The organism is Pseudomonas sp. NPDC089752 (genome assembly GCF_044748725.1).
Lineage (GTDB): Bacteria > Pseudomonadota > Gammaproteobacteria > Pseudomonadales > Pseudomonadaceae > Aquipseudomonas.
In genome coordinates, this window is record NZ_JBIVGP010000011.1 from 109139 (window position 1) to 127749 (window position 18611).

The following is an 18611-nucleotide window of genomic DNA, read 5'->3' on the forward strand; positions in this document are numbered from 1 at the left end:
TGTAGGCAATGCCATGAATGTTGGCTTTGCCGGCCTCTTCGCGGGGCAAGCCCGCTCCCACAGGTACCCCACTGATCTTGAAACCAGTGGGGTACCTGTGGGAGCGGGCTTGCCCCGCGAAGAGGCCAGAACCGTTTAGCTGTCGTAGCCCAGATTCGGCGCCAACCAGCGCTCACTCACACTGACGTCCTGGCCCTTACGCGCGCTGTAGCTCTCGATCTGGTCCTTGTCGACCTTGCCCACGGCAAAGTACTGCGCCTGCGGGTGGGCGAAGTACCAACCACTGACCGCCGCCGCCGGGAACATTGCAAAGTGTTCGGTCAGGAACACGCCGCTCGGCCCAGTCTCGCCGATCGCCGTGCCATCGAGCAGGCGGAACAGGGTTTCCTTCTCGGTGTGGTCCGGGCAGGCCGGGTAACCCGGGGCAGGGCGGATACCGCTGTATTGCTCCTTGATCAGCGCCTCATTGTCCAGGTGCTCATCACGGGCATAACCCCAGTGCTCCTTGCGAACCTGCTCGTGCAGCCACTCGGCGCAGGCCTCGGCCAGGCGGTCGGCCAAGGCCTTGACCATGATTGAGCTGTAATCGTCGCCCTTGTCCTGATAGGCCTTGGCCACTTCCTCGGCGCCGATCCCCGCGGTGGTGATGAAACCGCCAACGTAGTCAGTGACACCGCTTTCTTTCGGCGCCACGAAGTCGGCCAGCGAGAAGTTCGGCTTGCCGTCCGGTTTGATGGTCTGCTGGCGCAGGTGGTGCAGGGTGGCCAGGGGCTGGCCATTGTCGTCGTAGACCTCGATATCGTCTTCGCCCACCTGGTTGGCCGGCCAGAAACCGAACACGGCACGGGCGCTGATCAGCTTCTCGTCGATCAGCTTGTCGAGCATTTCGCGGGCGTCGTTGTACAGCGATGTTGCCGCTTCGCCGACCACTTCATCGGTGAGGATGCGTGGGAATTTGCCAGCCAGGTCCCAGGAAATGAAGAACGGGGTCCAGTCGATGTATTCGGCCAAGGTGCGCAGGTCGATGTTGTCCAACACCTTGACACCGGTGAACGAAGGCACGGCTGGCTGGTAGCTGGCCCAGTCGTACTTTGGCTTGGCCGCCATGGCCTGGGCGTAGCTCAGGCGCTCGGTGCGGGCGCTGCGGTTGGCGGTGCGTTCACGCACTTCGACATAGTCCTGGCGGGTCTTCTCGACGAAGCCAGGCTTGAGCTCCTTGGACAGCAACTGAGTGGCCACGCCAACGGCGCGCGAGGCGTCGGTGACGTAGATCACCGCATCATTGTTGTACTTCGGTTCGATCTTGACCGCGGTATGCGCTTTGGAGGTGGTGGCGCCACCGATCATCAGCGGCAGTTCAAAGCCCTGGCGCTGCATTTCGCGGGCGACATGGACCATCTCGTCGAGCGACGGGGTGATCAGGCCGGACAGGCCGATGATGTCGCATTTCTCGTCGCGGGCGGTCTGCAAAATCTTCTCTGCCGGCACCATCACGCCGAGGTCGACGATGTCGTAGCCGTTGCAGCCCAGCACCACGCCGACGATGTTCTTGCCAATGTCGTGCACGTCACCCTTGACCGTGGCCATGAGGATCTTGCCCTTGGCTTCCGGCTTGTCACCTTTCTCGGCTTCGATGAACGGGATCAAGTGGGCAACGGCCTGCTTCATCACACGCGCCGACTTGACCACCTGGGGCAGGAACATCTTGCCGGCACCGAACAGGTCGCCAACCACGTTCATGCCGCTCATCAGCGGGCCTTCGATGACCTCGATCGGGCGCGCACATTGCTGGCGGCACTCCTCGGTGTCCTCGACGATGTGCGCGGTGATGCCCTTGACCAGGGCATGCTCCAGGCGCTTGCCGACTGGCAGCGAGCGCCAGGCCTCGTTCTCGACTTCTTTGGTGGCACCGCCGCCCTTGTAGTCGTCGGCGATGGCCAGCAGGGCGTCGGTACCTTCCGGCGTGCGGTTGAGCACCACGTCCTCGACCTTCTCGCGCAGCTCGGCCGGGATCTCGTCGTAGATCTCCAGCTGGCCGGCGTTGACGATACCCATGGTCAGGCCGTTGCGGATGGCATGGAACAGGAACACCGAGTGGATGGCTTCACGCACCGGATTGTTGCCGCGGAACGAGAACGACACGTTGGACACACCGCCCGAGCTCAGCGCATGGGGCAGGTGGTCACGGATGTAGGCACAGGCCTCGATGAAGTCGACGGCGTAGTTGTTGTGCTCTTCGATGCCGGTGGCGACGGCGAAGATGTTCGGGTCGAAGATGATGTCTTCCGGCGGGAAGCCCACTTCGTTGACCAGGATGTCGTAGCTGCGCTGGCAGATTTCTTTCTTGCGCGCGGCGGTGTCGGCCTGGCCGACCTCGTCGAAAGCCATCACCACCACGGCGGCGCCGTAGCGCTTGCACAGGCGGGCGTGGTGCTTGAACTGCTCGACGCCTTCCTTCATGGAGATCGAGTTGACGATGCCCTTGCCCTGGATGCACTTGAGGCCAGCCTCGATCACTTCCCATTTGGACGAGTCGATCATGATCGGCACGCGGGAGATATCCGGCTCGCCAGCAATCATGTTGAGGAAGCGGACCATGGCAGCCTGGGAGTCGAGCATCCCTTCGTCCATGTTGATGTCGATCACCTGGGCGCCGGCTTCGACCTGCTGCAGGGCGACTTCCAGCGCTTCGGTGTAGTTTTCTTCGCGGATCAGCCGGGCGAACTTGGCGGAGCCAGTGATGTTGGTGCGCTCACCGACGTTGACGAACAGCGACTGGCGGTCGATGGTGAACGGCTCCAGGCCCGACAGGCGGCAAGCCTTGGCGATCTCCGGAATTTCGCGTGGCTTGTACTTGCCCACGGCCTCGGCAATGGCCTGGATGTGGCCCGGCGTGGTACCGCAGCAACCACCGATGATGTTGAGGAAGCCGCTGGCGGCAAATTCCTCGACCACAGCGGCCATTTCGGCAGGGGTCTCGTCATATTCACCGAAGGCGTTCGGCAGGCCGGCATTGGGGTGCGCCGAAACGTGGGTGTCGGCCTTGGTCGACAGCTCTTCTAGGTATGGGCGCAGGTCCTTGGCGCCGAGGGCGCAGTTCAGGCCCACGGAAATCGGCTTGGCGTGGCGCACCGAGTTCCAGAAGGCTTCGGTGGTCTGGCCCGACAGGGTGCGGCCCGAGGCGTCGGTGATGGTGCCGGAGATCATGATTGGCAGTTCGATGCCGTCGTCCTCGAACACCTGCTGCACAGCGAAGATCGCCGCCTTGGCGTTGAGGGTGTCGAAGATGGTTTCGATCAGGATCAGGTCGGCGCCGCCCTCGATCAGGCCGCGGGTGGCCTCGATGTAGTTTTCCACCAGTTCGTCGAAGGTGACATTGCGGTAGCCGGGGTCATTGACGTCCGGGGAAATCGAACAGGTGCGGCTGGTCGGGCCGAGCACCCCGGCGACGAAGCGCGGCTTGTCCGGGGTTTCCAGGGTCTTGGCATCGGCTACCTGGCGGGCGATGCGCGCGCCCTCGACGTTCAGCTCGTAGACCAGCGACTCCATGCCGTAGTCGGCCTGGGAAATCTGCGTGGCGTTGAAGGTGTTGGTTTCGAGGATATCGGCGCCGGCGTCGAGGTAGGCCTTCTCGATGGCGGCGATCACATCGGGGCGGCTGAGCAGCAACAGGTCGTTGTTGCCCTTGACGTCGCTTGGCCAATCGGCGAAGCGCGTGCCACGATAGTCGTGTTCCTCGAGGCGATAACTTTGGATCATAGTACCCATGCCGCCGTCGAGGATCAGAATGCGCTCTTTGAGTGCGTGCTGGAGTGCTTGGAGACGAGCGCTGCGGTCGGACATAGGAACTACCTGGTCGGGCAAATATCAGAAGGTGCGCAATCTTATCAAACTGCGTGGTTTTTAGGCGCATTGGCCATTTTCATGAATTCTGTTCATGTTGAGCCGCCGAGCACCCAAGGACGACCAGGCAAACGTGATGGCTTTCAAAACCAGGACTTTCGGCACATGGTGCATCGCTTTATGGCTGCCGCCTTCGCCCTGCTGATCAGCGGCGTGGCATTCGGGCAAGCCCCCCAATCGAGCCCGGCAATTTCCTACACCCGGGATATCCAGCCGATCTTCACCGAGAAGTGCGTGGCCTGCCACGCCTGCAACGACGCTGCCTGCCAGCTCAAGCTGGAAAGCCCGGAGGGCGCGGTACGCGGCGCCACCAAGGTGCCGGTGTACCAGGGCGAACGGAGCAAGGCGGTGCCTACCACGCGGCTGTTCTACGACGCCCACAGCGAAGAGGCGTGGCGCAGGAAGGGTTTCTATTCGGTGCTCGACAACCAGGGCAGCCAGGCCGCGCTGATGGCGCGCATGCTCGAACTGGGGCACAAGACGCCACTCACACCCAATGCCAAGTTGCCCGAAGAGATCGTTCTGGGCCTGAACCGCAACAACATGTGCCCGCTGCCCAACGAGTTCGACGCCTACGCCGGCGCTCACCCCAAAGAAGGCATGCCGCTGGCAGTCACCGGGCTGACCGACAAGGAATACGACACCATGCAGCGTTGGCTGGCGGCGGGCGCACCGGTCGAATACCAGCCGCTGCAGCCTAGCGCGGCCGAAGCCAGGCAGATCGCCGAGTGGGAAGAACTGCTCAACCGCCCGGGTTCTACCGAAGCACTGGTAGGCCGTTGGCTGTACGAGCACCTGTTCCTAGCGCATATCCATTTCGTTGGCGGCGAGCCAGGTCACTTCTTCCAATGGGTGCGCTCGCGCACGCCCAGCGGGCAGCCGGCCGACATCATCGCCACGCGTCGCCCCAACGACCCGCCCGGTACCGACTTCTATTACCGGCTGATCCCGGTGCAGGGCGTGATCGTGCACAAGACCCACATCACCTACCCGATGGGGCCGCAGAAACTCAAGCGGGTGAAGCAGCTGTTCTATGCCGGCGACTGGCATGCCTCCGCGCTGCCGGGCTATGGCCCACGCCACCGGGCCAACCCGTTCGAGACCTTCGAGGCGATCCCGGCCGTGGCGCGCTACCAGTTCATGCTGGATAACGCCGAATACTTCGTGCGCACCTTCATCCGTGGCCCGGTGTGCCGCGGGCAGATCGCCACCGACGTGATCCGCGACAACTTCTGGGCGTTGTTCCAGGAACCGGCCTACGACCGCTACATCACCGATGCCAAATACCGGGGGCAAGCCACGCCGCTGCTGGCAATGCCAGGGCAGATCGATGACGTCGGCAGTGTGTTGTCGCTGTGGCACGCCTACCGCGACAAGCGCAATGAATACGAAAAACGGCGTCGCCAAGCCTATGCCGACATGCCAGCCCCGGGCTGGGCAACCTTGTGGGCCGGCAACGACAACGCACTGCTGAGCATCTTCCGCCACTTCGACAGCGCTGCGGTGACCAAGGGCCTGGTCGGCGACGTGCCGCTGACCATGTGGCTGTTCGATTACCCGCTGTTCGAGCGCACCTATTACCAGCTGGCGGTCAACTTCGACGTGTTCGGCAATGTTTCGCACCAGTTGCAGACGCGGCTGTACTTCGACCTGATCCGCAATGGCGCCGAGGTCAATTTCCTGCGCCTGATGCCGGCCGATCAGCGTGGCGCAATCCTCAGCGACTGGTACCAGAGCGGCGGCAAGGTGAAGATGTGGCTCGACTACGAGGACATCGACACCGACACCCCGAGCGGTATCAAGCTCGACCCAAGCGATGCCAAACGCGACTTCGGCCTCAAGCTGCTGCAGCGCACCGGTAGCCTGAATGCCGCGCCCGACCCCATCAATCGCTGCCAGGGCGCCTACTGCTCACGGCCGCAGATGAACGAGGAATTTCGCAATGTCGAGCAGTCGCTGAGCCGCCTGGTGTCACGCCCGGCCGCGGGCCTGAAGGTGATCAATCAACTGCCCGAGGCGACGATGCTGCGCATCGAAGGGCAGGGCGGCCAACGCCAGGTCTACAGCCTGCTGCGCAACCGTGCGCACAGCAACGTCGCCTTCCTGCTGGGCGAAGCTTCGCGCTATCAGCCGGGGCTGGATACTCTCACCTTGTACCCGGGGGTGCTCAGCAGCTATCCCAACTTCATCTTCAACATTCCAGCTGCAGATGTGCCGGAGTTCGTCGAAGACATGGAATACGCACGCGATGATGCGGCCAAGTTCGAACGCATCGTCATGCGCTGGGGCGTGCGCCGCAGCCACCCGGAGTTCTGGCGCTACTTCCATGACCTCACCACCTTCATCCAGGAAACCGAACCGGTGGAGGCGGGGGTGCTGGACATGAACCGCTACGAGAACCTCTGATCGGTTGAGCTGACCTTTCCGGTACGCCTGCGGTCGGAATCGGTGGGTGGCCCTTGCCAGCGATCTGCGCTTGCAAGGGCCTCAATGCACCGGCAAGCGCAGGGTATTCCATGCTGTATTCGCTTCAGGCACTGCGGGCGTTCGCCGCCTGGGTGGTGGTCTGCCACCATTTCATGCAGATCTTCTTCGACTTCCATGCCACCGGGCCCATTGGCCAGTTTCTTACCGATCGCGGCGCCGTGGGTGTCGACATCTTCTTCGTCATCAGCGGGCTGGTGATCTACCTGTCGACCCGTGACAAAGCCATCGAGCCAGGTCGCTTTCTGCTCAACCGCGCGCTGCGCATCGTCCCTGCCTACTGGTTCTATACCGCGCTCATGGCGGTGCTGTTACTCGCCTTCAGCCAGTGGATGCCGCACCAGGAGTTCGACTGGCGTCATCTGCTCCTGTCACTGCTGTTCATCCCGGCCGAGAACCCCGGCGGCTATGGCCTGTATCCGACGTTGAACGTGGGCTGGACGTTGAACTTCGAGATGTTCTTCTACCTGCTGTTCGGCCTGGCATTCCTGGTCCGTCAACGCCATCACCTGCTGCTGGTAACGGCGGCATTGTTGCTGGTCAGCGAAGTGCTGGGCCGATTGGGTGTGCTCAGCCGCTTCTACAACAACGACATCATCTACGAGTTTCTGCTGGGTATCGGAATCGGCGTACTGTACCGCCGTGGTCTGGTGCGGGAGGGGCGGTGGTTACCCTTGGCGGTGCTGGGCTTGGCGGGCTATGCGATCTATCACCTGGACGCGTCCGACCGCCTGCTGCACTGGGGCGTGCCGAGTGCCCTGGTGGTGCTCGCGTTCGTTTCCCTGGAGCCGTACTTTCAGGGCAACCGGATCCTCAAGGCGCTGGGCGATTGTTCGTACTCGGTCTACCTGATCCACGTGCTGGTGCTGTATGCCGGCTGGTTCGCCAGCCAGCGTTTGCACCTCAATCCGTATCTGGTCTTCGCCTTGTGCGTGCCGTCCATTGGACTAATGTCGTGGTTCAGCTACCAGTGGCTGGAGCGCGGCCTGTACCGGCGCATGCAGGCCTGGGTGGCGGCATCGCGGGAGCGGACACCGGTATTTGCGCTTTCCCGAGTCAAATGCTAGGACTTTGTTCAAAGGCCAGGTTGGCGTACACTTGGCCGCAAGTCTGTGAGGAACTTCCATGAGCGCTATAACCATTACTGACGCCGCCCATGATTACCTGGCCGATCTGCTTTCCAAGCAGAACACGCCTGGCATTGGCATTCGCGTTTTCATCACCCAGCCAGGCACCCAGTACGCCGAGACGTGCATTGCCTACTGCAAACCGGGTGAAGAGAAGCCCGACGACGAACCGGTCGGCCTGAAAAGCTTCACCGCTTACCTCGATGCGGTCAGCGTACCGTTCCTGGAAGACGCGCTGGTCGACTACGCCACCGACCGCATGGGCGGCCAGCTGACCATCAAGGCACCTAACGCCAAAGTGCCGATGGTCAACGAAGACAGCCCGGTCAACGAGCGCATCAACTACTACCTGCAGACCGAGATCAACCCGGGCCTGGCCAGCCACGGCGGCCAGGTGAGCCTGGTCGACGTGGTCGACGACGGCATTGCCGTGCTGCAGTTCGGTGGCGGTTGCCAGGGCTGTGGTCAGGCCGACGTCACCTTGAAGGAAGGTATCGAACGCACCCTGCTCGAGCGCATTCCGGAGCTCAAGGGCGTGCGTGACGTGACCGACCACACCCAGAAGGAAAACGCCTACTACTGACCGGTAGTAGCTCGCGCTCCTAGCAACAAACTGTTACGGATTCAACCCCTGCGACAACAGGCCGCAGCCCATGTTTAAAGGGCTGCAGGCCATCATCGCCTTCGTCGGGTAGAAGCACCAGGGGTGTCATGCCAGAATGCCCCGGTTTTTCGGCCGGCCCGTCCCGAGGGCCGGCACCTTCCCTGTAAAGGATGGTTCCATGAATGATCTGTTGACCCGGCGCGCAGTTGTCGCCGGGATGGGCGTTCTCGGGCTCGGCCTGCTGGCAGGCTGCAACCCGGCCCGGGGGCTTGAGTTCAAGTACGGCAAGAACATGAGCAATGAAATCCTCGGGCGTAAGTTCCGCCTCAAGGATACCCAGGGCAACGACGTCACCCTGTCGAGCTTTTACGGCAGCATGCCGATGATCTTCTTCGGCTTCACCCAGTGCCCGGCGGTCTGCCCGACCACGCTGGCGCGGGCGGCGCAAATCAGGAAATTGCTCAAAGGCCGTGACCGCGAGTTGTTCCGCGTGGTGTTCATCACCCTCGACCCGGAACGCGACACCCCCGAAGTGCTCGACGCCTACGTCAAGGCCTTCGACCCGACGTTCACCGCGCTGACCGGCACACCGGAAGAAATCGCCGAGGTGGCGCGGGAGTTCAAGGTGTTCTACGAGAAAGTCCCGGCCGGTGACACCTACACCATCTCTCACTCGTCCACCAGCTACGTCTACGATACACGTGGCACCCTGCGCCTGAGCCTGGGCCATTCGCTGAATGCCAAGGAATGCGCGGAAGACCTGCTCACATTGATGGAGATTTGCTAATGGCTGTTTCACTGCAACCGATCAAGCGCGGTCTGGCCGCCATGGCCCTTTTCGGCCTTGCCCTGCCAGCCCTGGCCCAGACCACCGTGAGCGATGCCTGGGTGCGTGCCAGCGTCCCGCACCAGCAGTCGACCGGTGCCTTCATGACCCTGACCGCCAGCAGCGACAGCAAGCTGGTCGGCGTGGCATCGCCCGTGGCCAAGACCGTGCAGGTGCACGAGATGACCATGAACGGTGATGTGATGGGCATGAAGCAAGTCGATTCCGTCGCGCTGCCTGCCGGCAAGCCGGTGAGCCTGGACCCGAACGGTTATCACGTGATGCTGATGGGGCTTACCCAGCAGGTGAAGGAAGGCGAGAAAGTGCCGCTGACCCTTACCGTCGAAGATGCCAAGGGCGCCAAGGAAACCTTGCAAGTGCAGGCAGAAGTGCGTGCGCTCAATGCCGAGGCTGGCGGTGGGCATGACCACATGCACATGAACCACTGACCGACGAAAGGGCCGCATCAGCGGCCCTTTTTCATGCTGCCCTGCGCTTCAGCTACGAAAGCGTGGCAGCGGCCTTTCGAGGGTCAGCGAGGTCAAGGTCTTGCGTACCTGGGCTTCGTCGGCCTCCAGGGCCTTGAGGCTTGCGCGGATCTTGCCGGCGGCGGGCACATCGCCCTGCCGGTCGATCCAGTCGGCAATCTCCTTGCAGGCGCTGCTCAGGCAGGCCTGACGCTGGTTCATCAGCGATATGAGGGTGGTGAGCTCTCTTTCGGACATGGCAGGATCCTCCGTTAGCCCCCTCAGTGTAGCAGTGGCCAGCGTACTTGCCTGACGGCTAGCCGTGCAGGCAGGCCGTACGGTAGGCACCTGGCGTGACGCCATAAGCTTGCTTGAACTGCCGACTGAGATGGCTCTGGTCTGCGAATCCCAGGTTGAACGCAACGTCGGTTGCCGCCAGGCCGCTCTTGAGCAGCTCTCGCGCACGGGCCAGCCGACGTTGCTTGAGCCAGGCGTGGGGTGGCAGGCCGGTGGCCTGGCGGAAGGTCCGGGCGAAGTGAAAGGGCGACAGGTTCACGGCCGAGGCCAGTGCTTCCAGCGAAGGCGGATCTGCCAACGTGCTCTCAAGCAGCTCACGGGCGCGGGCCACGGCCAGCGGCTCATTGCCGGGGGCGCTTGGCGCTGGGCAGTGACCGTGGCGCTGGACCAACGCGAGCACCGCGTTGCGCCACGCGGTTTGTTGCTCGAGGGCGCTGGCACCGGCTTCCGACAACTGGTGCAACTGACTGAAAGCCAGCGCCAGGGCGGGGTCGTTGATTACGCTGTCCTTGAACAGCGGCATGCCATGGTGCCCCAACTCCAATTCATCCAGCACCCCGGTGACGCGCTCATGCTCCGGGTAGAAACCCCGGTAGCGCCAACCCGCCTCATGCGCGGTAGCCCCGGTGTGCAGTTCGTCCGGGTTGATCAACACCATGCTGCCGACCGGTGCCAGGTGCTCGCTGCCACGGTGCCAGAAGCGCTGGGCGCCGGACTCGATCACGGTAAACACGTAGCCTTCGTGTACATGCGGGGCGAATCGCTGCTGAAAGTAGCGCGCATGCAGCATCTCGACGTCGCCCAGGGCGGGCGCCTGCCAGAGATGGGTCTGTTCGCGCAGGGACGTGCTCATGCCAGCCAACTGCGCAGCAGGAAGAAGATCAACATGCTGGCCAGCATGCTCAGCAATACGCTGCGGGTCAACAGCACCAGGGCGATGGCCACCAATGCACCCAGCAGGTAGGGGTTGAGCGGGCTGAGGTCGAGCTGGTGGCCCGGCAGGAAGATGATCGGCCCGCAGATCGCGGTCAGCATGCCCGGTACGGCGAAGCCGAGGAACTGCCGGGCATTGGAGCTCAGGCGCAAGGGCAGGCGCGGCTCCAGGAAGGCGTAGCGGTTGAGGAATACCACGGCGCCCATGGCGAAAATCAGCAACCAGGTCATGTGCGTGCTCCGGAAAATTTCTGGCAGATGAAGCCGGCGGCCATGCCCAGCAGGCCGGCTGCCACCAGCGCGGTTTCCCAGTGCCAGTAGCTGAACAGCACGGAGCAAAACAGCGACACTGCCACGCACACCACAGTGGGCAGGTTGCGTACCAGTGGGGTGATCAGCGCGACAAAGGTGGCGACGATGGAAAAGTCCAGGCCCAGTTGGTCCAGATGCGGGATGTTCTGGCCCAGCACGATGCCGGCCAGGGTGAACAGGTTCCAGGCGACGTAGAACGTCAGGCCGACCCCCAGTGCGTACCAGCGGTTGAACTGCTGCTGGTCGTAATGGCTGGTCAGGGCGAAGAATTCATCGGTCAGCAGGAAGCCCAGGCCCAGCCGCCAGCGCAGCGGCTGGCTGGACAGCACGGGGCGCATGGTCAGCCCGTAGAGCAGGTGCTGTGACGTCAGCAGCAGTGTCGTCAGCAGGATCGACATCAGGTTGGCGCCACCCTTGAGCATGCCGATGGCCACCAGTTGTGCGGCGCCGGCGAAGACGATCGCCGAGAGGCCCTGGCCTTCCCAGGCGCTGAGATTGGCCTCGATGGCCATGGAGCCCGCGAGCAAGCCCCATGGCGCCACGGCCAGGGACAATGGAAGAATGGCGATGGCGCCGTGCAGGAAGGCTTGGCGGGCAATGGCAGGACGGCTGGACATGGTGGCTGCGACACTGTTGTTCGGTAAAACAGCATGCCAGCCGACGGCCATGGCTGGCTTGAACGATCTTGCTGGTTTGTCGAGGGTAGAGGAAACCGTCAGCGCTGGCTGGTCAACCGCCGTTGCGCTGCGGCACAGCCATTGATTTCCACCGCCTTCTGCAGCAAGTCCTGGCGGTGCTGCGGGTCCAGCTCACCGAGCAATCGGTACACCTCGGCCTGGTAGTCGCGCTGGCGCCCCCACTGCATCTGCAGCCCTTGTGGCTGAGTACGGGCACAGGCAAGGCGTGCGGCCGGTTGTGGATAATAGGGCGCGTACAGCGTGGCCATGCTCGGGATCGCCTCGAGTGCTTCGCGATAGCGGCGGCTAGCGTTGTAAGTCGGACACCAGGTAGCGATCGCCGTGGCCGGTGGAGCGAAGCCTTGTTGCAAGCTCGCCTCCAGCAATGGGCAGGCGGCATCGGAAATCTGCGCTGCGGGCAGATAAGTCGTGTAGTACAGCGCCAGGCGATACTGGGCTACCGGATGGCCGAGTTCCACGGATTTTTTCAGCAGCGCCACTGCTGTCGGCAGGGTTCGCGCCATGGCCTGGCCTTGGCGGTTGAGCTCGGGGTCGCCGCCGATCGCCGTGCGCAGAATGCTGCCGCTGACGTCCTGATTATCAGCCTGCTCCAGCAGCGGCAGGGCCTGGCGGTAAAGCAGGTCGGCGTGCGGGTCGATGCGCACGTCGAGTGCTTGTGCGGCAAGCGGAAACAACGTGGCGACCAGCGCGGGTAGAAGAACAGCGCGACTCACGGACGCGCCTCGCGAACGGCGCGTACGTGGCTGGCAGCCAGGTACGGGTGGACTGGAGAAATATTCATCACAGGTACGCGTGCGCCTCAGGCGGATCGGAACGACGGCCTATTCTAGCCAAGCGTAGGGGGCGACCGAAAGGGCAGCGCCCAACCTTCAGACGAGCTTGATCGGCGTGACCTTGCGTCGGGCGTGTTTTTCCTGGGCCAGGCCAAGTTTTGCGGTGATGACTTTGGCCAGTGCATTGTTGCCCAGGTCGTTGAGGTGCATGCGGTCGATGAACAGATCCGCGCCGAATACCGGGGAGCTGCTGAGCATGCCGTTCATGTCATAGCAAGGCACGGGGTCGGCCTGGGTCTTGATTCGCCTGAAAAAAGCCGTGTGCAACTGGCTGTCGAAAATGCCTTCGAGCAGGCTGTCGAAGTGCGGTGGTTGCCGCTCCAGTGCCGTCAACATGGCCTGTTCACCGGCAGGCAGCGTTTCCCGGCACCAGGGTAGCAGGGGTTGCAGGATGAACGTGAGGGTAGCGTGGCTATCGGCCAGCAGGCGCTCCCATTGACGCAATGTGCGGCCGATGTCGTCGGCAGCTCCAGCCAGGCGTTTCGCCGGGGCAGACAGCCGCCAGGCGGGCGCGGGCACCTGGCGACGAGGCGCCAGCGCCTGGCCCAGCCTCTGCCATAGGGACTCGCGCACGGGGTGGGTGGGTTGAATTCCCTCGTTATAGCCGCTGAAGAAATGTTGCAGTGCCTGGGCCTGCCCCAGCTCATACCGGCTGGCCAGCACTTCGCCCAGGGCCTGGTGGGCCAATGTATTGATGCCGCTGAGCACTACCACGTGGCCGATGTCGCCCAGGCGGTGCTGATGAGTGAGGAACAGCAGCAGCTCCTGGCTCGCATTGAGCCCACAACCCGCCAGGTTCAGCCACACTTCTCCAGTCAGCATCGAAAGATGCGAGGCCACGGTGTGCTCATCGCTGCTGGCACCGACACCCAGTGCGGTCGAACCGCCGACCAGCAGGTTGACCCGCGGCGCGCTGCCCCTTTCTGCAGGAGAGAAGCGCTTTCCGGCGCCATGGCTGTAGCGCAGGCCAAGCGCGTCGGTGTTGATGGTGCCGGAACGGTAGCCGCTTTCGTGGACATGCAGCGTATGCGGGGCACGACGGCTACCCAGCTGCAGGAAACGCTGGTAGTCCTGCGCCAGCGGAGAGGGGAGGCCCTGGCCGTGTGTTGCAGCGTTGAACGGGATCATGGCGCTCCTTGGCTGACACGGGTTCGCACGTTAACGCTTCAGCCCGCCAGCTCTTTGACGTTGTAAGCCAGGCCGCCGATCGCAATCAGCAACAGCGCGACCCCCGAGGCCAGCGAAATCATACGGTTGCTGCGTTGCGAGGCGATCTTGCCAATGGCGAAGATGTACAGGCTGAGCACGGCGAAATCGATGGCCACCCACAGCAGCGACAGCACCACCATGCTTTTGCCGAACGATTCGGTGATCTGGATGAACTGCGGGAAGAAGGCGATGAAGAAGATGATGTCCTTGGGGTTGGAGATGCCCACCATGAACCCCTGCCACAAACCGCCGCGCCCGGCTTTCGGTGGCTGTGCCTCGTTGTGCACGGCGGGTGCCTGCAGGCATTCGCGCAAGGTGCCCACAGCGATATAGCCGATGAACAGGCAGCCGAGCAGGCTCATTCCACTCAGCCAGGCTTTGTCGATGGCCGCACTGGTGAGGATGACCCAGGCGGCGGCGCCGATCAGCACCAGCGATGCCCAATTGGTGCCGACGGCGGTGAACATGGCCTTGCGCGAGCCCGAGGCGGCGGCGGTGTTGACGATCAATGCCACCACTGGCCCGGGGGTGGCGATCAGCAGCAGGACGGTCAGTGCATAGGTTGCAGTCAGTGCGGTATTCACGGTCAGTTCTCGATCAGTGTGTCGGGTGTGGCGTGGGCATTGGCATGAAAGGGGCAGCGCGACGGGTTGAGCGAGCCTGCTTCCTGCAGTTGGTATTGCTTCCATTCGAAATTGTCGTCCTGGCCGAAGAAGCCCAGGCTGTCGGGCATCACGCCGTCGTTGTAGTGGCGTACGCGTTCGCGGATGCGCGCGCGGATCCGTTGACCGCTTTCGGTGCTGGCGTTGGCCACTTCGTCGAAGTTTTCCCGGGGGTTGATGACGAAGGTGATGTGGTTGCCCAGGTTGCGGCTCTTCATCTGCTGATGGCCGGGGAAGTTCATGTTGATGAACAGCGGCATGCCGGCGTAGCAGAACGACCAGCCGCTGTCCTGTGGGTCACTGGGGATTGCCTGCGGCCATGGATGCGGGTCGCGCGCATGCACGCCACGCAATACTCTCCAGGCCAACGCCTGCTGCTCCGCGAGGGTGCTGCCGGCGGTGGTTTCGAGAAATACCACCAGAGGGCTGCCGATGCGTTTCTTTATGGCAACGGGGTTGATCAACCGAATGTACTCGGCCAGCCCTTGGGCGATGTCATCGGCCAATTGTTCGGCACGGGCGAAAAGGATGTGGCAGGATTCCCCAGCCACCGCTTTGCGCCCGAACAGGCACGGAAAGTCGGGATTGGCGAGAATGCTGCGAAAGTGCTGAAGGGTTTGGTGCGTCCAATGTTGTGTATTACGCACATGTTCGGCGGCGAGCTCTAGCGCGTCCAGGCGATAGCAGTTTCCATAACCCGTAAACATGATTTCCCCAGGCGTTTAATTGAAAGAAAGTTACAGGCACATGCAGGCAGGTTATTGGCTTATCTTGGTTATTTACCTGCATTTTCTGAGACGCGCTTCTCGTTGTAAAACGCGTGGAACTATGACTTACTATTAGTCTCACTCATGCTTCGGGGGCGTCATGTCAGAACGGATTCAGGCCTTGCACGCACTACGCGCTTTCGAGGTCGCCTCGCGATACGGGTCATTCACACGTGCGGCCGAAGAACTGGCGTTGACCCAAGGCGCTGTCAGCCATCACATCAAAACCTTGGAAGGCATGTTCGGGTGCGACTTGTTCGAACGGCGCGGCCCCAAGCTGAGCCTTACCGAACATGGGCGCCTGCTTTCCCAGGAGCTCAAGGTCGGCTTCAAGATCATCGAAAACGCCTGCGCACTGTTGCGCCAGGACCGCTATGGACTGCGCCTCAAGGCGCCCTCGACGCTCACCGTGCGCTGGTTGCTGCGGGCGCTGGATGCGTTCAAGAAGGTCGACGACAGCTGCAGCGTGCAGCTGTCGAGCGTGTGGATGGACATCGACACGGTGGATTTCTACTCGGAGCCCTACGACTGCGCCTTCCTGTTGTCCAATGGCCGCTTTGCCGCCGATGTCGAGAGTTTCAAGCTGTTCGATGAATGGCTGATCCCTGTGTGCCACCCCGACTATATGGCGCACGATCAGCCGGCACTGGGTGACCTGCGCCAATGTGAGCTGCTGCACCCATCGCCTGACCGGCGCGACTGGCGGCGCTGGCTGGCACGCATGGACGCGCTGGACATCAGCATCGATCAGGGCCAGGTGTTCGATACCCTCGACCAGGGCATTTCCGCAGCCCAGCAGGGCCTGGGTATCTCGGTGGTCGACCTGGTGCTGGCCAGCGCCGACCTCGCCGCAGGCCGTCTGGTGACGCCGTTCAAGCATGCGGTGGCGACCGGTGATGGGTATTACATGACCTGGCTCAAATCCAGCCCCAAGGCGCGGCAGATGCACAAGCTGCGCGACTTCCTGCTGGGCCAGGTACCGCCCCTGGCTTACAAGGACATCAACTACCTCTACGGTTGATCGCCCGCACAGCGGTACAATTGCTCCATTCGATTACCCCGAGGACAAGGCAGTGGAGTTGCAGCAGGGCTTTGTCCTGACCCGGCACTGGCATGACACGCCCGAAGGCACCTGCGTGGAGTTCTGGCTGGCCACCGATAAGGGGCCGCGCCTGTTGCGCCTGGCCCCGCAAGATTCGGTGATGTTCATTCTGCAGGCGCAGGCGGAGCATGCACGGGTGCTCCTGGCCGCTGAATCAGGTGTGCAGCTCAAGCCGCTGCAATTACGGGATTTCCAGCATCGACCGGTGCTGGGCGTGTACTGCCGCCAGCACCGCCAACAGATGCAACTGGAGCAGCGTCTGCGCAGCGCGGGTGTGGAGGTGTTCGAGGCGGATATCCGCCCGCCGGAACGCTACCTGATGGAGCGCTTCATCACTGCGGCGGTTCAGTTTACCGGGCAGGTGGATGCCCACGGCGTGGTCTGCGATGCTCAGCTCAAACCCTCGGCGGATTATCGTCCACCGTTGCGCCTGGTGTCGCTGGACATCGAGACCAGCGAACGCGGTGAGCTCTACAGCATCGCCCTGGAGGGATGCGGCCAGCGTCAGGTGTTCATGCTCGGGCCCGCCAACGCCCAACCCGATGCGGTGGATTTCGAACTGCATTACTGCAACGACCGTGCTGAGCTGCTGCACTGCCTCAACCAATGGATGGCCAAGCACGATCCGGATGCGATCATTGGCTGGAACCTGGTGCAGTTCGACCTGCGCCTTTTGCATGAGCATGCCCAGCGACTGCAGGTGCCGTTGAACCTGGGGCGCAACGCCGCGCCCATGACCGTGCGTAGCCATGCCAACCGCGGGCATGTGTTCGCCGATGCGCCCGGTCGGCTGTTGATCGACGGCATCGAGGCGCTGCGCTCGGCCACCTGGAGTTTCCCTTCCTTCAGCCTGGAGAACGTCGCCCAGACCTTGCTGGGGGAGGGCAAGGCAATCGACACGCCCTACCAGCGCATGGACGAAATCAACCGGATGTTCGCCGAGGACAAGCCCGCCCTGGCTCGCTACAACCTCAAGGACTGCGAGTTGGTCACGCGGATCTTCGCCCATACCCGGCTGCTGGAGTTTCTGCTCGAACGTTCATCCGTCACCGGGTTGGCGGTGGATCGCAGCGGCGGTTCGGTGGCCGCGTTCTGCCATCTGTACATGCCGCAGATGCATCGGCTGGGCTTCGTGGCGCCCAACCTTGGCAGTCGCCCGGATGAGGCCAGCCCCGGCGGCTTCGTCATGGACTCGCGCCCAGGGCTGTACGACTCCGTGCTTGTGCTCGACTACAAGAGCCTGTATCCCTCGATTATCCGCACGTTCCTCATCGACCCGGTCGGGCTGGTCGAAGGCCTGCGCGAGCCGGACGATGCGCGCTCGGTCGAGGGTTTTCGCGGGGGGCGTTTCTCGCGCAGCGTGCATTGCCTGCCGAGCATCGTCGAGCGTGTGTGGCAGGGCCGGGAAGCGGCCAAGCGCGAGGGCAATGCGCCGTTGTCGCAAGCGCTGAAGATCATCATGAACGCCTTCTACGGCGTGCTCGGTTCGAGCGGTTGCCGTTTCTTCGACCCGCGCCTGGCATCGTCGATCACGATGCGCGGCCACCAGATCATGCGCCAGACCCGCGCGCTGATCGAGGCACGGGGCTACGACGTGATCTACGGCGACACCGACTCCACCTTCGTCTGGCTCAAGGGCGCCCATGGCGAAGAAGAGGCGACACGCATTGGCCGCGAGCTGGTGGCTGAGGTCAACCAGTGGTGGCGTGAGCATCTGGGCGAAACCATGGGCCTGACAAGCGCCCTGGAGTTGCAGTTCGAAACCCATTATCGACGTTTTCTCATGCCGACCATTCGCGGGGCCGACGAGGGCAGTAAGAAGCGGTACGCCGGGCTGGTGCAGCGTGCCGACGGCAGTGAGGAGATGGTCTACAAGGGCCTCGAATCGGTGCGTACCGACTGGTCGCCATTGGCCCGGCAGTTTCAGCAGGCGCTTTACGGCCGCGTCTTTCGCGGCCAGCCGTATCGTGACTATGTGCGCCAGTTCGTGCAGCAAACGCTGGCCGGTGAGCTGGATGATCTGCTGATCTACCGCAAACGCCTGCGCCGGCCATTGGCCGATTACCAGCGCAACGTCCCACCCCATGTGCGCGCCGCGCGGCTGGCCGATGAATACAACACTCGCCTGGGGCGCGCGCGGCAATACCAGAACGGCGGCTGGATCAGCTACATGATCACCACGGCCGGCCCCGAGCCTCTGGAAAACCTGCAGTCGCCGATCGACTACGACCACTACCTGAGCCGCCAGCTGCAGCCGGTGGCCGATGCCATTCTGCCCTTCGTCGGTGATGACTTCGCGGCCTTGACCGACCGCCAGCTGCTCTTGTTCTGAGCCCGGGCGTTAGCTATCTAGCGCCTGGCAATCCGTCCCTTGCTTAGGCTGACCT

General features: G+C 62.8%; 16 protein-coding genes. 7 read left to right on the forward strand and 9 right to left on the reverse strand.

Annotated elements, in window-relative coordinates; translation table 11 throughout:
* Positions 1-135: 135 nt before the first annotated feature.
* Positions 136-3843 carry a methionine synthase gene (gene metH / locus ACIPZF_RS19185; protein ID WP_400802112.1) on the reverse strand — a complete coding sequence of 1236 codons (3708 nt, stop codon included), beginning with the start codon at positions 3841-3843 and terminating at the stop codon, positions 136-138.
* 165 nt (positions 3844-4008) lie between these two features.
* On the opposite strand from metH, the gene ACIPZF_RS19190 reads away from it, so the two are divergent.
* The 5 genes from ACIPZF_RS19190 (at position 4009) to ACIPZF_RS19210 (ending at position 9393) form a co-directional block, all read left to right on the forward strand.
* Positions 4009-6309: a fatty acid cis/trans isomerase gene (locus ACIPZF_RS19190; protein ID WP_400802114.1), complete on the forward strand. Its 2301-nt coding sequence runs from the start codon at positions 4009-4011 to the stop codon at positions 6307-6309.
* Between the two features lie 110 nt (positions 6310-6419).
* Positions 6420-7454 carry an acyltransferase family protein gene (locus ACIPZF_RS19195; protein WP_400802115.1) on the forward strand — a complete coding sequence of 345 codons (1035 nt, stop codon included), beginning with the start codon at positions 6420-6422 and terminating at the stop codon, positions 7452-7454.
* Between the two features lie 58 nt (positions 7455-7512).
* Entirely contained in the window at positions 7513-8097 is a 585-nt protein-coding gene (nfuA, locus tag ACIPZF_RS19200) for a Fe-S biogenesis protein NfuA (RefSeq protein WP_400802117.1), read from the forward strand.
* Positions 8098-8296: 199 nt separating this feature from the next.
* Positions 8297-8905 (forward strand): SCO family protein, encoded by a 609-nt coding sequence (locus ACIPZF_RS19205; RefSeq protein WP_400802119.1) that lies wholly within the window; start codon positions 8297-8299, stop codon positions 8903-8905.
* Positions 8905-9393, forward strand: coding sequence for a copper chaperone PCu(A)C (locus tag ACIPZF_RS19210; RefSeq protein ID WP_400802121.1), 489 nt, complete (start codon positions 8905-8907; stop codon positions 9391-9393). Before ACIPZF_RS19205 ends, ACIPZF_RS19210 begins: the two co-directional genes overlap by 1 nt.
* Positions 9394-9441: 48 nt before the next feature.
* Here ACIPZF_RS19210 and ACIPZF_RS19215 read toward each other — a convergent pair whose 3' ends face one another.
* The 8 genes from ACIPZF_RS19215 to ACIPZF_RS19250 all read right to left on the reverse strand — a co-directional run bounded on the left by ACIPZF_RS19215 (position 9442) and on the right by ACIPZF_RS19250 (position 15062).
* Positions 9442-9669: a hypothetical protein gene (locus tag ACIPZF_RS19215; protein WP_012313790.1), complete on the reverse strand. Its 228-nt coding sequence runs from the start codon at positions 9667-9669 to the stop codon at positions 9442-9444.
* 58 nt (positions 9670-9727) lie between these two features.
* A complete protein-coding gene (locus ACIPZF_RS19220) occupies positions 9728-10561 on the reverse strand; it encodes an AraC family transcriptional regulator (RefSeq protein ID WP_400802123.1) in 834 nt (277 codons plus the stop codon).
* Entirely contained in the window at positions 10558-10872 is a 315-nt protein-coding gene (locus ACIPZF_RS19225; protein ID WP_317662773.1) for an AzlD domain-containing protein, read from the reverse strand. The genes ACIPZF_RS19220 and ACIPZF_RS19225 overlap by 4 nt, the downstream gene beginning before the upstream one ends.
* Positions 10869-11570 carry an AzlC family ABC transporter permease gene (locus tag ACIPZF_RS19230; RefSeq protein WP_400802125.1) on the reverse strand — a complete coding sequence of 234 codons (702 nt, stop codon included), beginning with the start codon at positions 11568-11570 and terminating at the stop codon, positions 10869-10871. The genes ACIPZF_RS19225 and ACIPZF_RS19230 overlap by 4 nt, the downstream gene beginning before the upstream one ends.
* Positions 11571-11668: 98 nt before the next feature.
* On the reverse strand, positions 11669-12364 hold the full coding sequence (locus ACIPZF_RS19235; RefSeq protein WP_400802126.1) for a sel1 repeat family protein: 696 nt from the start codon (positions 12362-12364) through the stop codon (positions 11669-11671).
* Between the two features lie 156 nt (positions 12365-12520).
* Positions 12521-13612 carry a hypothetical protein gene (locus ACIPZF_RS19240; RefSeq protein ID WP_400802127.1) on the reverse strand — a complete coding sequence of 364 codons (1092 nt, stop codon included), beginning with the start codon at positions 13610-13612 and terminating at the stop codon, positions 12521-12523.
* Positions 13613-13650: 38 nt separating this feature from the next.
* Positions 13651-14277 (reverse strand): LysE family translocator, encoded by a 627-nt coding sequence (locus tag ACIPZF_RS19245; protein ID WP_400802129.1) that lies wholly within the window; start codon positions 14275-14277, stop codon positions 13651-13653.
* Positions 14278-14279: 2 nt separating this feature from the next.
* Positions 14280-15062 carry a YqcI/YcgG family protein gene (locus tag ACIPZF_RS19250; protein ID WP_400802131.1) on the reverse strand — a complete coding sequence of 261 codons (783 nt, stop codon included), beginning with the start codon at positions 15060-15062 and terminating at the stop codon, positions 14280-14282.
* A gap of 160 nt (positions 15063-15222) precedes the next feature.
* Here ACIPZF_RS19250 and ACIPZF_RS19255 point away from each other — a divergent pair, with 160 nt between their 5' ends.
* Both ACIPZF_RS19255 and ACIPZF_RS19260 read left to right on the forward strand, forming a co-directional pair.
* Positions 15223-16143 (forward strand): LysR substrate-binding domain-containing protein, encoded by a 921-nt coding sequence (locus tag ACIPZF_RS19255; protein WP_400802133.1) that lies wholly within the window; start codon positions 15223-15225, stop codon positions 16141-16143.
* A gap of 52 nt (positions 16144-16195) precedes the next feature.
* Entirely contained in the window at positions 16196-18556 is a 2361-nt protein-coding gene (locus tag ACIPZF_RS19260; RefSeq protein WP_400802134.1) for a DNA polymerase II, read from the forward strand.
* The last annotated feature ends 55 nt before the right edge of the window (positions 18557-18611 follow it).